This is a genomic window from Pseudomonas sp. 51_B (genome assembly GCF_017491595.1).
Classification (GTDB): Bacteria; Pseudomonadota; Gammaproteobacteria; order Pseudomonadales; family Pseudomonadaceae; genus Aquipseudomonas; species Aquipseudomonas promysalinigenes.
This window is the reverse complement of record NZ_JAFGYW010000591.1, coordinates 1-243: the sequence shown is the minus strand read 5'-3', so window position 1 is coordinate 243 and position 243 is coordinate 1. Positions and strand designations below refer to the sequence as shown.

At 66.3% G+C, this 243-nt stretch carries 1 pseudogene; it reads right to left on the bottom strand.

The window, feature by feature from the left end:
- Positions 1-125 (bottom strand): annotated as a pseudogene (locus J5M56_RS26325) (hypothetical protein); the annotation flags it as partial.
- Positions 126-243: the final 118 nt, after the last annotated feature.

The window sequence follows — 243 nt, the reverse complement described above, 5'->3', positions numbered from 1 at the left end:
ACCACCTTGGCGATGTGCTCGTGGCTCAGGCCTTCGCGCTGCATCAAGTGCAGCAGCGCGTCAGCGGCGGGATGGGTGTGGCGGCAGGAGGCATGGAACTTGAAGGAGGTTTCCGCCAGTGCCCAGCTTCTGGAGTTCCGCGACCTGGCACTGACCGACCCGCACGTCGCCAGCCTGCGCGACAAGGTCGAAATGCAACTGGACGCTGAAGTGGATGCCGCCTACCCGGCGCGCTGGCTGGGG